The 3,086-nt window shown below is 39.7% G+C and carries 1 protein-coding gene and 1 pseudogene; both read left to right on the plus strand.

Annotated features, from left to right (window positions below):
• A pseudogene (locus tag ABZA26_RS11290) lies at window positions 1–775 on the plus strand (excinuclease ABC subunit UvrA); the annotation flags it as partial.
• Between the two features lie 56 nt (window positions 776–831).
• Window positions 832–2,964 carry a hypothetical protein gene (locus ABZA26_RS11295; protein WP_372714628.1) on the plus strand — a complete coding sequence of 711 codons (2,133 nt, stop codon included), beginning with the start codon at window positions 832–834 and terminating at the stop codon, window positions 2,962–2,964.
• Window positions 2,965–3,086 lie beyond the last annotated feature (122 nt).

Genomic DNA, 3,086 nt, shown 5'->3' on the forward strand with positions numbered 1-3,086 from the left:
GGTCATAGATATAGATCAGAGTCCCATAGGAAGGACTCCCAGATCAAATCCGGCCACTTATACCAAAATTTTTGACGATATAAGAAACCTTTTTGCAGAAACAAAAGAATCTAAGATTCGTGGATACAAAAAAGGAAGGTTCTCTTTCAATGTAAGGGGTGGAAGATGCGAAGCCTGCCAGGGAGCAGGGATAATAAAAATAGAGATGAATTTCCTGCCGGATGTCTATGTAGAGTGTGAAGTCTGCAAGGGAAAAAGATATAACCGTGAGACGCTTGAGGTAAATTATAAAGGAAAGAATATATCTGATGTGCTGGGAATGAGTGTAGGGGACGCCTATGAATTTTTTCAGAAGATACCGTCTCTTGAGAGGAAACTAAAAGTACTTATGGAAGTGGGACTGGATTATATAAAACTAGGTCAGCCTGCTACCACTCTTTCTGGTGGAGAAGCTCAGAGGATAAAGCTAGCCACGGAGCTATCAAAGGTAGCCAGGGGGCACACTGTTTATATCCTGGATGAACCTACAACAGGTCTTCATTTTGAGGATATCAGAAAACTCCTTGAGGTACTGAACAGGCTGGTAGATAAGGGGAATACGGTAATTGTGATAGAGCACAATCTCGATGTGATCAAAACAGCAGACCATATAATCGATATCGGACCTGAAGGAGGAGACGAAGGAGGAAGAGTAATAGCAGTGGGAACACCTGAAAAGCTAATTCAGATAGAGGAAAGCTATACAGGGCATTATCTGAAAAAAGTAATGAAATAAATTTTATAATATTAGATTTACAGTCAAAATTAATAATATTTTTAGGGGTGGGATAATTGGAGAAGAGATTTGGTGCATTTAATGGTGTTTTTCTTCCGACTTTTTTGACTATAATAGGTGTAATTTTTTACCTTAGATTTGGATGGGTAGTTGGTAATGCAGGGACTCTGGGGACAGTGAGTATAGTCGTACTGGCTCATGTGATAACTATCTCTACTGCACTATCCATGTCTTCTATAACAACTAATATGGATGTCAAAGGTGGGGGTGCTTATTATCTCATCTCCAGGAGTCTGGGGCTAGAGATAGGAGGGAGTATAGGTATACCACTATACCTGTCTCAGGTAATATCTGTAGCCCTTTATATACTGGGGTTTGTAGAGTCGGTAAAGATGATATATCCATCTGTAAACGACAAGTTTATTGCCCTTGCAGTAACTGTGATAATAGGTATAATTTCTGCTGTAGGAGCCGACCTGGCTGTAAAAACACAGTATGTGGTTTTCTCAGTAATAATTCTGTCTCTGGGAACCATAGCTATATCGGGTAACTACGATATAGTGCCTGTATCCCTAGGAAGTTTTTCTGCCAGTGGTAACTACTGGAAAGCCTTTGCAGTATTTTTCCCGGCGGTAACTGGGATACTGGCAGGAGTAAGTATGTCCGGGGATCTAAAAAATCCGAGAAAGGACATACCAAAAGGGACCCTTGCAGCCATAGCCGTTACTTTTATCATCTATCTTGTCCAGATATTCTGGCTCGGAATGAATGTTTCCGAGGAAGAACTTCTGAACAATAAACTGATAATTATATCCAAAACGAGATTTCCGATTTTTGTAATCGGAGGAATATGGGCAGCAACATTGTCATCGGCACTTGGAAGTATGGTAGCAGCTCCGAGAACCATGATGGCCCTGTCAAAGGACAGTGTATTTCCAAAAATTTTCGGAAGAGGAAGCGGGAAATCAAATGAACCCAGAATAGCTTCACTTGTTAGCTTTATAATAGCAATTGTATTTATAATTAAGGTAAACTTGGACTTTGTGGCTCCTGTAATAACCATGTTTTTTCTCAACACCTATGGTGCCATAAATACTGTGGCAGCCTTGGAAACTCTGGTGGGGAATCCTAGCTACAGGCCTACATTCAAGACTCCCTGGATTATATCCCTCATAGGGGCTCTAGGGTCATACAGGGTTATGTTTTTGATAAATTCCAATGCCACAATAATCTGCCTGGCTTTTACTATGTGTATCTATCTCTATCTCAGTAAAAAAAATATAAGCAGAACCTGGGGAGATCTGAGAGACGGAGTCCTGGTATCTATAATAAGGGTATGTCTTCTCAAACTGAGGTTCAATCCTAAAAAAGAAAAAAACTGGAAGCCTGATATTCTTGTTTTTTCAGGAGAACCGGAAAGCAGAAGTGACTTAGTTTATCTGGCACAGCAGTTTTCAAAGGGTAGGGGTATAATAACCCTTGTGCACTATATTTTCGGGAGAATAGAGGATAAAAAAGAAGAAGTAGAAGATGCAAAAGGAGTCTTGGAAAGATATATAAGAGATAATAGCCTCAATGCATTTTCAGAGGTGGTGGTAGGTTCAGATATGGCTGCCACTATGGAGAAAACCGTCCAGACAAATGGTATAGGGTTACTGAAGCCAAATACCGTACTCATGGGAGTCCCGAAATCCGCTGAACGTGTTCCTCCGATTATCAGATTTATAAGAAAGGTTACTTATTTTGATAAAAATCTGATTCTTTTGGTGGAAAATGACAAAAACTCATTCGGAAAGAGGAATACCATAGATATATGGTGGAGAGGTCTTGAAAATAACGGAAATCTGATGCTGAATCTGGCACATCTCATGTCTCTCAATGATGACTGGAAAAAAAGCACCATAAGGCTTCTGAGTATAGTAAGAACTTCCGATGAATCAGAGGAAAGAGAAAGAGTACTCAAAGAGATGCTAGATTATCTCAGAATTGATGCTGAGGTGAAGGTAGTAAGCAAGGATAAGGAAAAGAGTATTTCAGAGATGATATATGAAAATTCATCAGAAACAGATCTAGTATTCATGGGGCTTGCAGTCCCGGATGAACATAAAGAGGAAGAATACTACGAGAGGCTTATGAATATGACAAAGGATCTTAAAACTGTATTGCTTGTGAGAGGAAGACTGGCTTAGGTTGTGTTTCTTAAAAAATCACTGAGTTTCTCCGAAAGGCTGTCACTTTTCCTTGATGAAAAGTAACCAAAAATCAAGGCCTGTGAAAAATAAGCTAAATGCCCTTGGAAATCCAAGAAAAA

Source organism: Ilyobacter sp. (assembly GCF_041583315.1).
Classification (GTDB): domain Bacteria; phylum Fusobacteriota; class Fusobacteriia; order Fusobacteriales; family Fusobacteriaceae; genus Ilyobacter.